This is a genomic window from Pseudomonas sp. H1_D05, from assembly GCF_054682705.1.
On sequence record NZ_CP162825.1, the window covers coordinates 2,645,131 to 2,662,485 of the forward strand.

The 17,355-nt window shown below is 61.8% G+C and carries 15 protein-coding genes and 1 pseudogene; 5 read left to right on the forward strand and 11 right to left on the reverse strand.

Features of this window, described 5'->3' with window-relative positions; translation table 11 throughout:
- Nucleotides 1-30: 30 nt before the first annotated feature.
- The 3 genes from AB4O11_RS11850 to AB4O11_RS11860 all read right to left on the reverse strand — a co-directional run bounded on the left by AB4O11_RS11850 (nucleotide 31) and on the right by AB4O11_RS11860 (nucleotide 4,078).
- The gene (locus tag AB4O11_RS11850) at nucleotides 31-1,569 is read right to left on the reverse strand and encodes a collagen-like triple helix repeat-containing protein (RefSeq protein ID WP_460130719.1); all 1,539 of its coding nucleotides are present in this window, start codon (nucleotides 1,567-1,569) and stop codon (nucleotides 31-33) included.
- 299 nt (nucleotides 1,570-1,868) lie between these two features.
- Nucleotides 1,869-2,723 carry a MaoC family dehydratase gene (locus tag AB4O11_RS11855; protein WP_099757909.1) on the reverse strand — a complete coding sequence of 285 codons (855 nt, stop codon included), beginning with the start codon at nucleotides 2,721-2,723 and terminating at the stop codon, nucleotides 1,869-1,871.
- Between the two features lie 2 nt (nucleotides 2,724-2,725).
- On the reverse strand, nucleotides 2,726-4,078 hold the full coding sequence (locus AB4O11_RS11860) for a 3-oxoacyl-ACP reductase (protein ID WP_093430281.1): 1,353 nt from the start codon (nucleotides 4,076-4,078) through the stop codon (nucleotides 2,726-2,728).
- A 283-nt stretch (nucleotides 4,079-4,361) separates the two neighbouring features.
- Between AB4O11_RS11860 and AB4O11_RS11865 the strand changes: the two genes are divergently transcribed.
- Nucleotides 4,362-5,639: an acetyl-CoA C-acetyltransferase gene (locus tag AB4O11_RS11865; RefSeq protein WP_099757911.1), complete on the forward strand. Its 1,278-nt coding sequence runs from the start codon at nucleotides 4,362-4,364 to the stop codon at nucleotides 5,637-5,639.
- Between the two features lie 227 nt (nucleotides 5,640-5,866).
- Here AB4O11_RS11865 and AB4O11_RS11870 read toward each other — a convergent pair whose 3' ends face one another.
- Entirely contained in the window at nucleotides 5,867-6,634 is a 768-nt protein-coding gene (locus AB4O11_RS11870) for a methyl-accepting chemotaxis protein (protein ID WP_371748302.1), read from the reverse strand.
- A gap of 138 nt (nucleotides 6,635-6,772) precedes the next feature.
- Nucleotides 6,773-7,813, reverse strand: a pseudogene (locus AB4O11_RS11875) (cache domain-containing protein); the annotation flags it as partial.
- 447 nt (nucleotides 7,814-8,260) lie between these two features.
- On the opposite strand from AB4O11_RS11875, the gene AB4O11_RS11880 reads away from it, so the two are divergent.
- Both AB4O11_RS11880 and AB4O11_RS11885 read left to right on the forward strand, forming a co-directional pair.
- Complete coding sequence (locus AB4O11_RS11880) at nucleotides 8,261-9,157, forward strand: PA4780 family RIO1-like protein kinase (RefSeq protein ID WP_007914672.1); 897 nt, start codon at nucleotides 8,261-8,263, stop codon at nucleotides 9,155-9,157.
- 323 nt (nucleotides 9,158-9,480) lie between these two features.
- A complete protein-coding gene (locus tag AB4O11_RS11885) occupies nucleotides 9,481-10,689 on the forward strand; it encodes an MFS transporter (protein ID WP_320335866.1) in 1,209 nt (402 codons plus the stop codon).
- On the opposite strand, the gene cueR is transcribed toward AB4O11_RS11885, so the two are convergent.
- The 3 genes from cueR to AB4O11_RS11900 form a co-directional block, all read right to left on the reverse strand.
- Entirely contained in the window at nucleotides 10,643-11,056 is a 414-nt protein-coding gene (gene cueR, locus AB4O11_RS11890; protein ID WP_093430285.1) for a Cu(I)-responsive transcriptional regulator, read from the reverse strand. The genes AB4O11_RS11885 and cueR overlap by 47 nt on opposite strands.
- Complete coding sequence (cueA, locus tag AB4O11_RS11895; RefSeq protein WP_460130720.1) at nucleotides 11,053-13,446, reverse strand: copper resistance metal-translocating P1-type ATPase CueA; 2,394 nt, start codon at nucleotides 13,444-13,446, stop codon at nucleotides 11,053-11,055. The genes cueR and cueA overlap by 4 nt, the downstream gene beginning before the upstream one ends.
- Before the next feature lie 194 nt (nucleotides 13,447-13,640).
- Complete coding sequence (locus AB4O11_RS11900; RefSeq protein ID WP_093430287.1) at nucleotides 13,641-14,024, reverse strand: hypothetical protein; 384 nt, start codon at nucleotides 14,022-14,024, stop codon at nucleotides 13,641-13,643.
- A gap of 147 nt (nucleotides 14,025-14,171) precedes the next feature.
- On the opposite strand from AB4O11_RS11900, the gene AB4O11_RS11905 reads away from it, so the two are divergent.
- Entirely contained in the window at nucleotides 14,172-14,369 is a 198-nt protein-coding gene (locus tag AB4O11_RS11905; protein ID WP_007914683.1) for a cation transporter, read from the forward strand.
- Nucleotides 14,370-14,457: 88 nt separating this feature from the next.
- Nucleotides 14,458-15,660, forward strand: coding sequence for a multidrug effflux MFS transporter (locus AB4O11_RS11910; RefSeq protein WP_093430290.1), 1,203 nt, complete (start codon nucleotides 14,458-14,460; stop codon nucleotides 15,658-15,660).
- A 5-nt stretch (nucleotides 15,661-15,665) separates the two neighbouring features.
- Here the strand turns inward: AB4O11_RS11910 and AB4O11_RS11915 are convergent, their stop codons facing one another.
- From AB4O11_RS11915 to AB4O11_RS11925, 3 genes are all read right to left on the reverse strand, one after another.
- Nucleotides 15,666-15,839: a hypothetical protein gene (locus AB4O11_RS11915; RefSeq protein WP_007914687.1), complete on the reverse strand. Its 174-nt coding sequence runs from the start codon at nucleotides 15,837-15,839 to the stop codon at nucleotides 15,666-15,668.
- Between the two features lie 160 nt (nucleotides 15,840-15,999).
- Nucleotides 16,000-17,013: a zinc-binding alcohol dehydrogenase family protein gene (locus tag AB4O11_RS11920; RefSeq protein ID WP_460130722.1), complete on the reverse strand. Its 1,014-nt coding sequence runs from the start codon at nucleotides 17,011-17,013 to the stop codon at nucleotides 16,000-16,002.
- 32 nt (nucleotides 17,014-17,045) lie between these two features.
- Nucleotides 17,046-17,339 carry a putative quinol monooxygenase gene (locus AB4O11_RS11925; RefSeq protein ID WP_093430300.1) on the reverse strand — a complete coding sequence of 98 codons (294 nt, stop codon included), beginning with the start codon at nucleotides 17,337-17,339 and terminating at the stop codon, nucleotides 17,046-17,048.
- Nucleotides 17,340-17,355 lie beyond the last annotated feature (16 nt).

A 17,355-nucleotide genomic window follows, 5' to 3' on the forward strand; every position in this document is an offset into this window, starting at 1 on the left:
GGTGAGGCCGTCGAATCGGCCAGGTGCAATTTAGCGTGTGTTGCCTCCCAGAGTGCCAGTCAGAGCACCGAGTACACCGCCCAGACCGCCACTGGTGGTACCCCCGCTGGTACCGCCGTTGACCAGGCCACCGACGGCGGCGACGGTGCCGCCGACGTTGCTGACCAGACCACCGACTGCGGTGGTGACCGGGTTGTTGGTCGCAGCAATGCTGCCGCCGATACTGCTGACCGCGCCGCCCACCTGGCCGGTAAGACCTGCAACAGGTGAGCCGATACCGGTAGCGGCGCCGAGTTGCTGAGTCACGTTGGTAACGCCACTGGTGACCGGGTTCAGGCCTGCGCCCAAGGTTCCGCCAACCGTGGCCAGAGGTGAGGTGGTTGCGGTGATCGGGGTGCCCGAACCGCCGAGTACGGTGTTGAGCGAAGCCACTGTGTTGCCGGCCGCTGCCAGGACGTTGCCAGGCGCTGCGAGAGTGCCGTTGCCTGCCGCCAGACCTGAGCCGACATTGACCACCGCGCCGCCAACGGTTTGCAGCAGGCCAGTACCACCGAGGCCACCGCCCACTCCACCAGTACCCGAACCAGTGCCGTTGGACACCAGACCACCAGCCTTGGCGACTGCGGTGCCGGTATCGCTCAACGCGCCGCCGAGTGTGTTGGTCAAGGCGTTGCCGTTACCCGCATCGGTAACATTGCCGCCCAGTGTGTTCACCGCACCACCGACTTGCGCAACCACGCCTTTGAGTGGATCGCCAAGACCTGTGGTCGCGCCGAGTTTGTCCGTGGTGCTTTCAACCATCGCAATCACTGGCACCAGACTACCGCCGAGTTTGTTCGTCAGTTGGCTGGTTGGGCCGCTGGTCAGTGTGGTGTCGAGGGTATTGCCGAGCATGGTGACTTTCTCGCCGACACCATCAAGCAGCGGCGCGACTTTGGTCACCACACCGCCCACCACCGGTACGCTGCCCGTCGCAGTGGACAGCTTGGCGCTGAGGTCGGAGACGCCGTTGCCAACATCCGTCACTACACCGCCAACCGAAGCAACGGTGGTGGTCAGGCCATTAGGGTCGGTGGCCAGTTTGCCTACGCCATTGGCGACGCCATCACCCAAGGTGCTGACAACATTGCCTGCGGTGTTGGCCGCACTCTGCACCACACCACCGACCACCGGTACGGTACCCAGCGAGTCGCCGATCTGGCCAACGCCATCGCCGACGCCAGCGACGGTCTTACCGACATCCTGCACCAGGGTGGTGGTCACCAGCGGTGTGGTGGTCGGATTGGTCGGGTTGGTCGGATCCGTTGGGTCTGTCGGGTTGGTTGGATTGGTCGGATCGGTGCCACCGGTTCCGCCAGTACCACCTGTGTTCCCGGTCCCGCCAGTTCCGCCTGTGCCTGCAGTATCACCGCTGCCGCCCGTACCGCCAGTACCCGAGGTGCCGTCCGCCGCAGAACTGCCGGAGCTGCTGTGATGGCCGCCACCGCCGCTGCTGCAGCCGGCGAGGCCGAGGGAGAGAATCAATGCCAGAGCGATTGCCGATTTGCACCACACATCTTGAGTTTTCATGATTGAGATTCCTTGCACCTGTCACAACGTTCGTTGTCTTCGATGGCTCGCCGATCTGTTGTCGGTGATGCCTTCGCCCGTTGTGCTCAATCTCAGTCCAGAGGCAGGTTTCAGGCCATTCTCAAGTTGGTATTAACGCCTTTATATATAAGGTGAAGTTCAGCGCCTAAGGACTAATACCCAGGATATAGCCGGACAAAAAAAGGCCTTGATAATCAAGGCCATGGTTTTTTCAGCGGAAGGCGGAAGGACGGCGAAAACTTAAGTTATATACACACAATTAACGGTATCCCGCGTGCTCAGGCAATCGGTTGCCACTGCCCGACCATATGCTCCAGGTCTTGCGCACCGATCAGCCGCAACTCACCACTGGACCCCGCCGCACTCGCCAGCAGGGTCACCTCACTGGGCAGGCGCACCGGTTTGCGAAAGTGCACGGCGATCTCAAGGTTGGCCTTGGGCAAATGATCGTTCAGCGCCGCGAGGGTCCGCGCCTTGTTCCACAAACCATGGGCGATCGCTGTTGGAAAGCCAAACAACCTGGCACTGGCCGCACTCAGGTGAATCGGGTTGTAGTCTCCGGACACTTTGGCGTATTGCCGACCGATATCGGCCGGGGCTTTCCAGCGCGCCACCTCCACCAGCGATTGCGACGGCTCCCAAGTCTGCTCGGCCGGCTCGCCCTCAAGTTTCACACCGCGACAGAGCATCTGGCTTTCCGCTTCCCACAGCGGCCCGAGCTGATCATCCAGGGTGGTCAGCAGATCGAACGTCGCACCTTTGGGATGCGCTTGCAGATTCGTCACGCGCACGCTGACCTGCGCCCGACCGATCCCGCCCATCGGGCGCAACACGCGAATGCGGTTGCTCAGATGAATCAGCCCCAGCAGCGGGAACGGAAAGGCTTTGGCGGTGAGCAATTGCATCTGCAATGCAAAGGCGAGGATGTGCGGATAGGTCGGCGGCAACAGACCGTCATCGACGAATCCGCAGACCTTGCGATAGCCCGCCAGGCGTTGGCCATCGACATCGACCCAACAGCGCAGGCCGCTGTCGGGTAATTGGGTGCCGGTGATTTTTCGTCGCGTCGCCGCTCGTGCGTAGAGCCCGGGCAGGCTCGGTTCGCGATCCAGCGTATGCCATTCGATGCTCATGCCTAAGCCCCCAGAACGCTTTGTCCGCAGACCCGCAGCGCCTGCCCGGTGAATGCTCCGGTGCCCGGTTGCGCCAGCCACGCGACGGCTTCGGCGACGTCTTGCGGTAAACCGCCCTGACCGAGCGAACTCATGCGCCGGCCCGCCTCACGCAGGCCAAACGGAATGTGTGCAGTCATTTGCGTCTCGATAAAACCGGGGGCGACGGCATTGATGCTGATCCCACGTTCCAGCAGCGTAGGCGCCCAGGCCTGCGCAAGACCAATCAGCCCGGCCTTGCTCGCGGCGTAGTTGGTTTGCCCGCGATTGCCGGCAATGCCGCTGATCGAGGCCAGCAGAATCACCCGCGCGTTGTCGCGCAGCGTGCCGCTGTCGAGCAGGGCCTGGGTCAGCACTTGCGGTGCGTTGAGGTTGACCGCCAGCACCGCGTCCCAGAATTCCGGGGTCATATTGGCCAGGGTTTTGTCGCGGGTGATGCCGGCGTTGTGCACCAGAATATCGAGGCCGTCAGGCAGTTGTTCGATCAATTGCGTGGCGGCGTCGGCGGCGCAGATATCCAGGGTAATCGCGCGGCCGCCGAGGCGGGCGGCAAGGGCTTCCAGATCGGTCTTCGCCGGCGGCACGTCGAGCAGGATCACCTCGGCGCCGTCGCGCGCCAGGGTTTCGGCAATCGATGCGCCGATACCGCGAGCCGCACCAGTGACCAGCGCCTTGCGTCCGGCCAGCGGCCGGGTCCAGTCAGTCACTGGCGTCGCACAAGCTGTCAGGCGAATCACCTGCCCGGACACGAACGCACTTTTCGGCGAGAGGAAAAACCGCAGCGGGCCTTCCAGTTGATCTTCGGCGCCCTCACCGACGTAGATCAATTGCAGCGTGCCGCCGCTGCGCAATTCCTTGGCCAGCGAACGGGAAAACCCTTCCAGCGCTCGTTGCGCACTGGCAGCAAACGGATCTCTGAGGGTTTCCGGGGCACGGCCAAGGATCACCAGATGGGCGCTGTGCTCAAGATTCTTCATCAACGGCTGGAAGAATTCGCGCAGTTGCTTGAGCTGGTCGGTATGCAGCAACTCGCTGGCGTCGAACACCACGGCTTTGAGTTTCGGGCCGTGGCCGGGAATCCATTCGGTAGCGGTTGCCGGTTGTTCGCCGTAACGGTAGATGCCGTCGGTCAAACGGTTGGCGAAGGCACTGACGCGCTCCGCCAGTGGCCCGCCGCCGATCAGCAGCGCCCCTTCCACCGGCCGCAGGCGCCCGGCCTGCCAGCGTTCCAGTCGCACCGGCGACGGCAGGCCCAGCGCCCCGACCAGGCGATGGCCGATGGACGAGTTGGCGAAGTCGATATAGCGGTCAGACATGGAACGCTCTCCAGAAGTTGGGGTTCAAAGTGTGGACTACCGATGGCAATCAATCGTTCGATCCACGCAATAAGGCCTACGCTAGAACAGCAGAGTAGTTTGCCCCCGGCGTTTGTGTTGCCGAACCCACAGTCAGAAACACAGCTGACCCCTGTAGGAGTGAGCCTGCTCGCGATAGCGGTGTATCAGTCAAGAAATGTTTATCTGACCCACCGCTATCGCGAGCAGGCTCACTCCTACAGGGGATCGGCGTGAATTCAAACCTTCGGAAAAGGAGTTATTCATGAGTCAGCTGCGCCGCGTCGCGATCATCGGCGGTAACCGCATTCCCTTCGCCCGTTCCAACGGGCCGTACGCCACGGCGAGTAATCAGGCGATGCTCACCGCCGCCCTCGAAGGCCTGATCGAACGCTACAACCTGCACGGCCAGCGCATTGGCGAAGTGGTGGCGGGCGCAGTGCTGAAATTGTCACGAGATATGAATCTGACCCGTGAATGTGTGCTCGGCTCGCGTCTGTCCCCGGCGACGCCCGCCTACGACATTCAGCAAGCCTGCGGCACTGGCCTGGAAGCGGCGATCCTGGTGGCGAACAAGATCGCCCTCGGCCAGATCGAGAGCGGCATCGCCGGTGGCGTCGACACCACCTCGGACGCGCCGATCAGTGTCAGCGAAGGCCTGCGCAGAATCCTCTTGCAAGCCAACCGCGCCAAGACCACCGGCGACAAGCTGAAAACCTTACTGCAGTTGCGGCCGCAACACCTGATCCCGGAATTTCCGCGTAACGGTGAACCGCGCACCGGCCTGTCGATGGGGCAGCACTGCGAACTGATGGCGCAGACCTGGAACATCCCGCGTGAAGATCAGGATCAACTGGCCCTCGAAAGCCACCACAAACTCGCTGCGTCCTATAGCGAGGGTTGGCACAACGACCTGATGACACCGTTCCTTGGTCTGACCCGCGACAACAATCTGCGCCCGGACCTGACCCTGGAAAAACTCGCGACGCTGAAACCCGCCTTCGAAAAAAGCGCGAAAGGCACGTTGACGGCAGGCAACTCCACGCCGCTGACCGATGGCGCGTCTGTGGTGCTGCTCGGCAGTGAAGAGTGGGCGAAGGAACGCGGCTTGCCGATCCTCGCGTACCTGCGCGATGGCGAAGCGGCGGCAGTGGATTTCGTCAACGGCGCCGAAGGGCTGCTGATGGCGCCGGTGTATGCCGTGCCACGGTTGCTGGCACGCAACGGGCTGACCTTGCAGGATTTTGACTACTACGAAATTCATGAAGCGTTCGCGGCGCAAGTGCTGTGCACGCTGAAGGCCTGGGAGGATCCCGAATACTGCAAAACCCGTTTGGGCCTTGATGCGCCGTTGGGTTCGATTGATCGTAGCCGGCTGAACGTGAAGGGCAGTTCGCTGGCGGCCGGGCATCCGTTTGCGGCGACCGGTGGGCGCATCGTCGCGAACCTGGCGAAGTTGCTGGACGCAGCGGGGAAGGGCAGGGGGTTGATATCGATTTGCGCGGCGGGTGGGCAGGGCGTCACCGCCATCATCGAACGCTGACGCTGAAAGAGCCCCTCGCCCTAGCCCTCCCGAAACGTCGGACCGCCCAGAGGGAGAGGGGACCGATTGGGGGATGCTTCAGAGGTGCGCCGACCTGATCTTGCTTTATAGAATCCATAATCGACGCGGTATTTCAGGTCGATGCATAACGCCAGACACCTCGGTCAGCCCCCTCTCCCTCAGGGAGAGGGCTGGGCGGGCGGCGTTCCGATGAGGGGCTTTTGGGTTCAGGTACGAAACCGTCTGACCAACCCATCCAACTCATTCGACAACCCCGCCAGACTCTGCGAATCCAGACGCGCCGAGTTGGCCAGTTCTGCCACCAACTGCGCATCCCCGTGAATCTGGCTGATGTGCCGGTTGATGTCCTCAGCCACCTGATGCTGTTCTTCAGCAGCGGTAGCGATTTGCGTGTTCATGTCACGAATCACGTCCACCGATTCGCGGATCTGCCCGAAGCTTTCGCGCGCCTCGCCGATACGCGTCACCGACTGCTGCGAGACCTGCAGGCTGGCGTGCATCTGTTGTGTGACCTGACTGGTGCGCTTGGCCAGATTGCCGAGCAGACCATCGATCTCTGCCGTCGAATCCGCCGTGCGTTTGGCCAGTGCGCGCACCTCATCCGCCACCACGGCAAAACCGCGCCCCTGTTCACCGGCGCGGGCTGCTTCGATGGCGGCGTTGAGCGCCAGCAGGTTGGTCTGTTCGGCGATGGAGCGGATGGTGCCGAGGATCGACTGGATATCGTTGCTGTCGCGCTCCAGTTGTTGCATTGACTGCGCCGATTGCTCCAGCTCCTGGCTCAGTTGATCGACGCTGTGCACCGCCGCATCAATCTGTTGCTGGCCTTGGCGGGCCTGACGCTGGCCGCTGTCGGCGGAGTCCGCTGCCTGACTGCACGAGCGCGCGACTTCGTTAGCGGTGGCGACCATTTCGTGGAACGCGGTCGAGACCATGTCGACCGCTTCACGCTGACGCCCGGCGGCTTCGGCCATGTCGCTTGAGACGCGGGTCGAACTCTGCGAGGTCGCGAGGATTTTCCCGGCGGCGCCGCCGATGTGCTGGATCAGGCTGCGGATCGCGGTGAGGAACTGATTGAACCAGTTGGCCAGTTGCGCGGTTTCGTCGTTGCCCCGGATGTCGAGGTTTTTGGTCAGGTCGCCTTCGCCCTGCGCAATGCCTTCCAGGCCACTGGCGACGCTGCGGATCGGCCGCACGATGAGGGTGGCGAAACTGGCGCCAACCACGGCGAACAGCACGGCCAGCACGGCGGCGATGATCGCGATCAGCCAGGTCAGTTGCGTGGCTGAGCTCATCACATCGCTCTGCTTGATCAGGCCGACGAAGGTCCAGCCCAATTGCTCCGACGGCCAGACGTTGGCCATGTAGCGCTCACCGTTAAGCTCGACTTCGACCAGGCCTTTGCCGGCCTTGGCCAGCTGCGCATAGCCTTCGCCGAGGCTGTCCAGCGGCTTGAAGTTGTGTTCCGGCTGTTTCGGATCGACCAGCACCGTGCCGCTGTTTTCCAGGAGCATCAGGTAGCCGGTTTCGCCCAGCTTGATCTGTTTGACGATCTCGGTGAGCTGCTTGAGCGTCACGTCGATGCTGACCACGCCGCCGTTGCTGCCGAGTTTGTTGTCGATGGTGCGCACGGTGCTGACGTAGGTCGCATCGTCCTGCGCCCAGTAGTAAGCGGCGGTCCGCAACGGTTTGCCCGGTTTGGCCTGGGCAGCCTTGTACCACGGCCGCTGACGCGGGTCGTAATTGTTGAGTTTGGGATCGTCCGGCCATGACACATAACCACCGGCGGCGGTGCCAACGATGGCGTAGGCGTAAGCCGGGTGGGCGTTGCCCAGGTCCTGGAGGAACGCGAAGACCTTTTTGTCCATCTCGCCCTGCGGGATGGATTCGGCGTTGGCGCTCATGTAGGTCTTGAGGCTGTCGTCGGTGTTTTTGATCAGCGGCTGCGACGCCAGGTAATCGACGTTCTGGCTGATGCCATCAAAAAACAGCTGCATGGCATTGCTGACCTGACGGATTTCGCGACCGCTGCTGTCGACAAAACTGTCCCGGGCATCGCTGCGCAAGTTCATCACCACCAGCGTTGCGACCAGCACCACCGGCAAGCAGGCGATGATTGCAAACGCCCACGTCAATTTCTGTTTGATGTTCATCCGCGCTCCAGATTTTCTTGTAGGCCCACGCAGTGCAGATGACTTGTGGTTTATTGGCAGCCGAAAACGTTGTGGATCACTCGTATCCCCGAGCGCGGCATCGCTGATTGTTGTGGAACGATTGCCGGACAAATCCCTCTGTCATTGAGGGCTTCGGCTGCAAAACAGGGAAATTGAGGCGACTTTGCAAAAATCTGCCGAAGGGGCATCAGCCGGATGTCAGATTCTGTCGCAAATGCCCTTGAAGACATGTACCAACAAGTACAACAGCCTCGGCTATGATTCCCCACGGTCGATGCGCGAGCGCAGAGTTGGCCCTGTTTAATCCGGCACAGTGTGTGCATTCTCAACGTTCACAGGTCGGCAACCCCTCCCCGTGATGCGAGGATTGCCGTATAACGAGTGACATTCGCGTGTTTGGTAATAAAGGACCCACAATAAAAGCTGATGAAGACTCCAAAACGCATTGAACCCCTGATCGAGGACGGTCTGGTCGACGAGGTGCTGCGCCCACTGATGAGTGGCAAAGAAGCAGCTGTTTATGTGGTGCGCTGCGGCAATCAGTTACGTTGCGCAAAGGTCTACAAGGAGGCGAACAAACGCAGTTTCCGCCAGGCGGCCGAGTATCAGGAAGGCCGCAAGGTGCGCAACAGCCGACAGGCTCGCGCAATGGCAAAAGGCTCCAAGTTCGGTCGCAAAGAGACCGAAGATGCCTGGCAGAACGCCGAAGTGGCGGCGCTGTTCCGTCTGGCCGGCGCCGGTGTGCGGGTGCCCAAACCCTACGACTTCCTCGACGGCGTGCTGTTGATGGAACTGGTGGCCGACGAGTTCGGCGATGCCGCGCCGCGTCTCAATGACGTGGTGCTGGAGCCGGATCAGGCGCGCGAGTATCACGCGTTCCTGATTTCGCAGATCGTGCTGATGTTGTGTACCGGTCTGGTGCACGGTGACCTCTCGGAGTTCAACGTGCTGCTGACGCCGACCGGCCCGGTCATCATCGACCTGCCGCAAGCTGTCGACGCTGCCGGCAACAACCACGCGTTCAGCATGCTGGAGCGCGACGTTGGCAACATGGCTTCCTACTTCGGACGCTTTGCCCCGGAGTTGAAGCTGACCAAATACGCCAAGGAAATGTGGGCGTTGTACGAAGCCGGCACCCTGCACCCGAACAGTGTGCTGACCGGTGAGTTCGATGATCCGGAAGACCTGGCCGACGTCGGCGGGGTGTTGCGCGAGATCGAAGCGGCGCGCCTCGACGAGGAACGCAAGCAGGCCATCCGTGCTGCGGACGACGAGCCGAAAGGCAAGTCCGACGAACCACCGCCACCACCGTGGATGCAGTGATTGCTTGATGAGAAACCCGGCTTCGGCCGGGTTTTTTGTTTGAATCAGAAGCCTTGGAACCCAGAAGCCCCTCATCGGAACGCCGCCCGCCCAGCCCTCTCCCAGAGGGAGAGGGGGCCGACCGAGGTGTCTTGCGTCATACATCGACCTGAAAAAACGAGTCGATTATGGATTCAACGAAAAACGTTCAGGTCGGTGTACCTCCCAAATATCCCCCAATCAGTCCCCTCTCCCCATGGGAGAGGGTTAGGGTGAGGGCTCTTTCGGATCCCCGCAAATTCAAGTCTACTGTCCACCGCGCCAACCACACTCAAGGACTGAATGTGACCACCCCGAGCAACACCCACCTGATCGTCACCGCTCGACTGATCTCCGATTTCGGCGCCTTCCTCAACATGGTCGCGCTGGCCACCTACGTCTACCTGCTGAGCAACAGCGCAATAAGCGTCGGGATCTTTCTCGCCAGTCGCGTCGGCGGGGGGATTTTTGCCAGTCTGATCGGCACCGCGTTTTACCGTCGTTGCAGCGGACGCGCACCGCTGATCGCCTTCGACCTGCTGCGCGCCAGCGTGCTCGGTCTGTTGTTGATCGTGCCCGTCAGCCAACAGGCCTTGCTGTTGCCGGTGATCGCCTTCGGTCTGGGCCTGGGCAATTCGATGTTTGCCATCGGCCTCAACAGCCAGTTGCCGCGTCTGGTCCCCGCTGATCAACTGCTCAAGGCCAACGCCTGGATCACTTCGGCCTCATCCGCTGCGATGGTCGGCGGCAGCCTGGTTTCAGGTTTGCTGGTCGCGGGGTTTGGTTTTGAAACGGTGTTCGCACTGAATGCGCTGACCTATTTGCTGGCCGCGTTATTGATTGTGCCGCTGCGGTTCGCACCCGCAACCGTCAACGACGCACCGGAACGCGGCGAATGGACAGCGCTCAAGCAAGGCCTGCGTTCTGCGCCGGTGATTGCCGCGATGCTCGCGGTCACCATGGCCGACACTTTGGGCAGCGCCGCGCACAACGTCGGCTTTCCGATCATCTCCAGACTGCTCACGCCGGAGTCGGCGAGTACCACGCTGGGGCTGATGCTCGCAGTTTGGGCCAGCGGCAAGCTCCTCGGTGCGCGAATCGCCAGCCGTCTCAAAGGCTCGGACAACATCCATCTGGAACGGCGGTTTTTCTTTGGCGTGGCGCTGATGTCCTGCGGCTTTATCCTGATGTTCCAGCAACACAGCCTCTATGCCCTGTTGCTGTTTTCCTTGCCGGCAGGGTTGGGTGACGGTTTTTCCGAGGTCGGGCTGATGTCGCGTCTGCAACGTGAACCCGAGCAATTGCGCCTGCCGATCTTTAGCGTACTGACTTTGCTGCAAATGACCGGGTTCGGTATCGGCATGCTGATCGCCGCGCCGTTCTACGCCTGGTGGACGCCGGGTGCCGTGGTCATGCTGTTCCACGGCATTCCGCTCAGTACGTTGCTGCTGGTGAAAGTTCTGGCGCTCAAGCGCGGGCGGATTGTGCGCAGCAGCCCGACGCCAGTTCCTTGAGGATCGGGCAATCGGGGCGGTGGTCGCCGTTGCAGTGCTCGACGAGGTCTTGCAGGGTGTCGCGTAATTCGCCGAGCTCGCGAATCTTCTGGTTCAACTCGTCGATGTGCTGGCGCGCCAATGCTTTCACATCGGCGCTGGCCCGTTGGCGATCCTGCCAAAGGGTCAGCAGTTTGCCGACTTCCTCCAGCGAAAAGCCCAGATCCCGCGAGCGCTTGATAAACGCCAGCGTGTGCAGATCATCGTCGCCATAGACCCGGTAACCGCTGTCGGTGCGATGCGCCGCTTTGAGCAGGCCGATCGACTCGTAATAGCGGATCATTTTCGCGCTCAGGCCACTGTGTCTGGCCGCTTGGCCGATGTTCATCGGTGTTCCTCCAGGTCCTTGGGTTTCCAGGTTTTCAACAGTAGCGCATTGCTCACCACGCTGACGCTCGACAGCGCCATCGCCGCGCCGGCCAGCACCGGATTGAGGAAGCCGAACGCCGCCAGCGGAATGCCGATCAGGTTATAGACGAAGGCCCAGAACAGGTTCTGGCGGATCTTCGCATAAGTCTTGCGACTGATCTCCAGTGCCGCCGGCACCAACCGTGGATCGCCGCGCATCAGGGTAATGCCCGCCGCGTGCATGGCGACGTCGGTGCCGCCACCCATGGCGATACCGATGTCGGCAGCGGCGAGGGCCGAGGCGTCGTTGATGCCGTCACCGACCATGGCGACCACGCCGGTTTTTTTCAGCTCGCTGACGGTCGCGGCTTTGTCCGCTGGCAGCACTTCGGCGTGGACATTGCTGATACCGAGGGCCTCGGCGACCACGCGCGCACTGCCACGGTTGTCGCCGGTCAGCAGATGGCTGTGGATATCGCGGGCGGCGAGCTGCTGCACGGCTTCCAGTGCACCGGGTTTCAGGGTGTCACCGAAGGCGAACAAGCCGAGCACTTTCGGTTCCGGGCTTTGCTCGATTAACCACGACAGGGTGCGGCCCTCGGCTTCCCAAGTCTGGGCAGATTCGCTCAGGTTGCCCGCGTTCAAAGCACTTTCTTCGAGCATCCGCCGATTGCCCAGCGCCAGACGCCGGCCTTCAAGATTGCCGGCAATGCCGCGACCGGTCAGCGATTGACTGTCGCTGACATCCGGCACGTTCAGGCCTCGTTCCGCTGCGGCATCGAGTACCGCTTTGGCCAACGGATGTTCGCTGCCGCGTTGCAGCGCGCCGGCCAGTTTCAGCAGCGTGTCTTCATCACCATCCACTGCACTGAAATGGGCAATGCGCGGCGTGCCGGAGGTCAGCGTGCCGGTTTTGTCGAACACCACACTGCTGACTTCATGGGCGCGTTCCAGCGCTTCGGCGTCCTTGATCAGAATGCCGTGACGCGCGGCCACGCCGGTGCCGGCCATGATCGCCGTCGGCGTGGCAAGGCCCAGCGCACAAGGGCAGGCGATGACCAGCACCGCGACGGCGTTGATCAACGCGGTCTCCATGGGGGCGCCGTAGAGCCACCAGCCGATCAGTGTCACCAACGCGATCAGCAACACCGTTGGCACGAAGATCTGGCTGACTTTATCCACCAGTTTCTGGATCGGTGCTTTCGCGGCTTGAGCGTCCTCAACCAGACGAATGATCCGCGCCAGCACGGTTTCTGCGCCGAGCGCCAGGGTGCGCACCAGCAAGCGGCCTTCACCGTTGATCGCGCCGCCGGTGACTTTGTCTCCGGGTTGTTTCGGTACCGGCAGGCTTTCGCCGCTGATCAGTGCTTCATCGGCGTGGCTCTGGCCTTCGATGACTTCGCCGTCGACCGGGAAACGCTCGCCGGGTTTGACCAGCACCAGATCGTTCAGGCGCAAGGCGCTGATGGCGACATCCTGCTCGCGACCGTCGATGACTTGAATCGCCCGTTCCGGACGCAATGCTTCCAGCGCGCGGATGGCGCTGGCGGTCTGGCGTTTGGCGCGGCTCTCCAGGTATTTGCCGAGCAGCACCAAGGCAATGACCACCGCCGACGCTTCGAAATACAGATGCGGCATGCGCCCGGCGGCGGTCGCCCACTCGTAAAGACTCAAGCCGTAGCCGGCGCTGGTGCCGAGGGCCACCAGCAAGTCCATGTTGCCCGCTCCGGCACGCACGGCTTTCCACGCGGCGACATAAAAACGTGCACCGAAAATGAACTGCACCGGTGTGGCGAGGGCGAATTGCGCCCGGGCCGGGAGCATCCAGTGGATGCCGAACGGTTGCAGCAACATCGGCGCCACCAGCGGCAGGGCGAGGGCAATCGTGCAGATCAGCGCCCAGCGTTCATGCTTGAGGCGCTGTTGCTGGTTATCGGTTTGCGGGTGTTCGGCTTGCCAGACGCTGGCCGAATAACCGGCCTTGCTCACGGCCTCAAGCAGCGTTTGCGGGTCGACCTGACCGAGCAATTCGAGGTGTGCGCGTTCGTTGGCCAGGTTGACGCTGACGCTTTTGACGCCCGGCACTTTGTTCAGCGCTCGCTCGACGCGGCCGACGCAGGAGGCGCAGGTCATGCCTTCGATATTCAATTCGATAGTCTGCTGCGGCACGCTGTAACCGGCGCGCTCAACTGCTGCCATCAAGGCCGGCAGACTGTCGCCGGGCGCCTGTACGCGGGCCTGCTCGGTGGCGAGGTTGACGCTGACGGCACTGGCACCGCTGACTTTGCTCAAGGCCCGCTCGACACGCCCGGCACAACTGGCGCAGGTCATGCCGGCAATCGGCAGATCGAACGTGATGGAATCGGACATCGGTCGTACTCCCTGTAGTAGATGCCTACAAGGATCAACCTTGCCATGCGGGCAAGGTCAAGCGCCAATCTTTGACGCGCCGCAAAACAAGCTGTGGGAGCGAGCCTGCTCGCGAAAGCGGCGGGTCAGTCAACATCATCGCTGAATGACACACCGTATTCGCGAGCAGGCTCGCTCCCACAATTGGGATTTACTTAGTATTCGAGATCGGCGCGCTTCAAGTAGACGCCTTCCGAATTCATCGCCAACCGATACTTCAACACATCACCGGCATGCAATTTGATCTCCTGCGACCCCGGCGCGAGCATCCCCGGGTTACAACCGGCGACCTGTCCCGGCAGCAACTTCAAGCGCAGCGAAACAGTGCCCGGCGGCAAGTTGAAGGAAATGCTTTGCTCCTGCAGCAGCCGCGCCGAAAGCTGATCCTGGATGTACACGCCGATCTCGCAAGAAGTCGACACTTCCAGGCGCTCGCGGGAAATAATCAGCACCGCATAATCCTCGCCAGCAGCTTGCACTTGAGGGACGGCGGCAAAGAGGCTGAGAAAGCCAAACAGGCTGAAAGCTGACCAGCGCATGGCTGAATCTCCTGAATCGAGTCATTGATGTACGCAGCTTGGCCGAGCGCGACGCCGATTGCCAGCCCGGCAGTTTATTGAAGAACTTGACCTTGCCATCGTGGCAAGCTCGAGACTGCCGGCAACCTCACTCAAAGGAGTCATTCCATGCAAGTGTTCAACGTTCAAGGCATGTCCTGCGGTCACTGCGTCAAAGCCATCACCAACGCCGTGCAGGCCAAGGATCCAGCGGCCAGTGTGCGGGTTGATCTGGCGGCTAAAGAGGTCGGCGTCGAAAGCGCCATGAGTGCTGATCAGGTCATCGAAGCGATCCGCGAGGAAGGATATGAGGTGAAGCTCGTCTGAATTTGATCGTTAGCGAGCTATCGGAATGTTCAAGGCGTTCGGGCGCGGCTAGACTGTCGGGCTGCCGACTTGCCAACCTGGATGCCTGATGAACTTCCGTACCATTCTGATTCTCGGTGCCTTGACCGCCTTCGGGCCCTTGGCGATCGACTTCTATTTACCTGCCTTTCCCTCGATGGCGCTGGCGTTCGGCACCGACGAGAAACACGTGCAGATGACGCTGGCGGCGTATTTCGCCGGGTTGTCCATCGGCCAACTGGCTTACGGCCCGGTGGCGGATCGCTTCGGCCGACGTATTCCGTTGCTCGTTGGTCTGACGCTGTTCACTCTGGCGTCGCTGGCCTGTGCTTACGCGCCGAACCTGGAATGGTTGATCGGTGCGCGTTTTGTCCAGGCGTTGGGCGGTTGCGCGGGGATGGTGATCTCCCGGGCGGTAGTCAGCGACAAGTGCGACGCAGTCGGTTCGGCGAAAGTCTTTTCGCAATTGATGCTGGTGATGGGCCTGGCGCCGATTCTGGCGCCGATGCTCGGCGGTCTGCTGGTCAACACCACGGGTTGGCAGTCGATTTTCCTGGTGCTGACCGGCTTCAGCGCATTGGCCGGGTTGGCCGTGGCGCTGGGGCTGCCGGAAAGTATGCCGGCGCACATGCCGCGTCAGCCGTTGTCCGGCGCGCTGCGTCAGTACGGGCGCTTGCTCAAGGACCGGGTTTACCTCGGCCACGCCCTGACCGGCGGCATCGCCATCGCCGGGATGTTTGCCTACATCGCCGGTTCGCCGTTTATCTTCATTAAACTGTATGGCGTGCCGGCCGAGCATTTCGGCTGGCTGTTCGGCACCAACGCGGCGGGGTTCATTTTGGTCGCGCAGGTCAACGCGCGGATGTTGGCCAAGCGCGGCCCGGCATTCCTGCTGTCGCGGGCGGTATGGGTTTACTTCGCCGCTGGGCTGACGCTGCTCGCGGTCAGCGCAATGCACACAGAGTCCTTGTGGCCGCTGCTGATTCCACTGTTCATCTGCGTGTCGAGCCTGGGTTGCATCAGCCCGAACGCCGCCGCTTGCGCGATGAACGGGCAGGGCGCACGGGCCGGCAGTGCTTCGGCGTTGCTCGGTTGCATGCAATTCAGTGTCGCCGCCGGCGCTTCGGCACTGGTGGGGGTGTTGCACGACGGCACCGCCGTGCCGATGGCCATGGTCATCAGCCTGTGCGGTTTGCTGGTGGTGTGCGTGGCGCTGCTCACCCGCCGTCTGCAGAATGCCCGGGCACTGGCGCAAGCTCAGGCCGAGGCATAAATACCTCAGCCGGCGGCGCGCTGCTGGCTGCGGTCGGGAATCTGATGGGGTGCGCACAGTCGCGCTTCGAGGGTGCGGGTGAAGGCCAGTGCTTCGGCTTCACTGCGGAATGTCACGGCGTGTTGGTCCAGACGAACCTGCCATTGAGACTTTGCCACTTCTTTTATCAGGATCTTCATTGCTGACCTCCCTTGCGTAAAAGATGTATCGCAGAGGCTTCGATTGTAGACCTGAATACGATCGCAATTGTGACAAGGGTCAAGCATCGGACTGACGGCAAAAAACAGCGCAGCCCCGCCGACCGCTCTAGGTTCGGCGAAAGCTGCGCTGTGCGGTTTTTTAGAAACCTTCTAAAACAATTTTGCCCTTGGCTTTGCCACTTTCCAGCAGCTCATGGGCGCGACGCAGGTTCGCTGCGTTGATCGTGCCGAAATGCTCGCCCACCGTGGTCTTCAACGTCCCGGCATCAATCAGATCCGCCACGCGGTTGAGCAGTTTGTGCTGCTCGATCATGTCTGGCGTCTCGAACAGCGAGCGGGTGTACATGAACTCCCAGTGCAGCGACAGGCTCTTGCGCTTGAGCTTGCTCACGTCCAGCGACTTCGGATCGTCGATCAACGCCAGTTTGCCTTGCGGCGCCAGCGCTTCGACCAGTTGATCCAGGTGCTGGTCGGTCTGGGTCAGGCTGGCGACGTGGGTCACGCTGTCGATCCCGGCGCGCTTGAGTTCTTCGCTCAGCGGCTGGCTGTGATCGATGACCAGGTCGGTGCCCAGTTCTTTGACCCAATCGCGGGTTTGCTCGCGGGACGCGGTGCCGATCACCTTCAGGCCGGTCAGTTGCCCGGCCAATTGCGTCAGGATCGAGCCAACCCCGCCGGCGGCACCGACGATCAGCAGGCTCTGGCCTTCATCGGTATTGCCTTCGCGGATTTGCAGGCGCTCGAACAACAACTCCCATGCGGTGATCGCGGTCAGCGGCAGTGCGGCGGCTTCGGCAAAACCGAGGGATTTCGGCATATGGCCGACGATGCGCTCATCCACCACGTGCAGTTCACTGTTGCCGCCGGCACGGGCGATGGAGCCGGCGTAGAAAACCTTGTCGCCGGCCTTGAACAACGTCACTTCGCTGCCGACAGCCTTGACCACACCGGCAACGTCCCAACCCAGCACTTTCGCCGCGCCGTTTTCCGGTGCCGCGTTCTGCCGCACTTTGGTGTCGACCGGGTTGACCGAAATGGCTTTGACTTCCACCAGCACGTCGCGCGGGCCGGCGACCGGTTCTGGCAGTTCGATGTCTTGCAGGGACTTGGCGTCGTTGATCGGCAGGGAAGCGTAATAGGCGATGGCTTTCATGAGTGGCTCCGTACGGGTAATAGAAGAAGGGATCAGACAATCGCGCCGAGGCGCTTGAGCTGGAAGTGCTCGATGGCGTGGCCGGCGCTGGCCTGGAAATGCTGGAAATGCGCGCTGGCGTTGTGCGCCTCAAGAATCGCTTCGCTGGCCCAGTGTTCGATCACATAAAACACCTGCGGATCAGCGAGGTCGCGGTGCAAGTCGTACTGGCTGCAACCGTCTTCGGCGCGGCTCGGTTCAACCAGGGCGCGCAGGCCTTGTTCGAGAAGATCCTGTTGGCCGGGTTTGGCGGTCAGGGTGGCGATAGCGGTGAAGGGCTGGGACATGCTCGGCTCCAGAGAA